This window comes from Psychrobacter namhaensis (assembly GCF_016107545.1).
Classification (GTDB): Bacteria; Pseudomonadota; Gammaproteobacteria; order Pseudomonadales; family Moraxellaceae; genus Psychrobacter; species Psychrobacter namhaensis.
This window is the reverse complement of the sequence record NZ_JABASS010000045.1, coordinates 1-412: the sequence shown is the minus strand read 5'-3', so window position 1 is coordinate 412 and position 412 is coordinate 1. Positions and strand designations below refer to the sequence as shown.

General features: G+C 44.4%; 1 protein-coding gene. It reads left to right on the top strand.

Going from position 1 to position 412, the window contains the following annotated elements:
• Positions 1–168: 168 nt before the first annotated feature.
• Positions 169–412 (top strand): cyclic pyranopterin monophosphate synthase MoaC (locus JFC06_RS12245; RefSeq protein WP_320158785.1); only part of this gene is annotated, 244 nt, incomplete at its 3' end.

The window sequence follows — 412 nt, the reverse complement described above, 5'->3', positions numbered from 1 at the left end:
AGTTTGATAGCCGTACGCGTCCTTGTAACTTTGTACCGCATTTTTTGCGTACCAATCCAAGTCATGACTGAAGCGATGAAAAATCTTGGTATCCATTGTTTTGATAATAAACAGTGGCCACGCCTTTAATTGATAGATAAAAAAACGGTTTGAAAAAAGGCTTTACCTATGAGCAGTAAAACTCAAAGAAATAATCTAACGACATTAAATAAGTCAACACTGGATCAACCAACCCTATCGCACCTAGACAGTACAGGCGACATCAGCATGGTCGACGTCAGTGGCAAGCGTGCCACCACGCGCGAGGCGACTGCTATCGGGCACGTTCGCTTTCCTAGTGAGATATATCAGCAAATCAAAGCCGCTGACGGCATGACCAAAAAAGGCAGCATCACTCAAACCGCACACATCG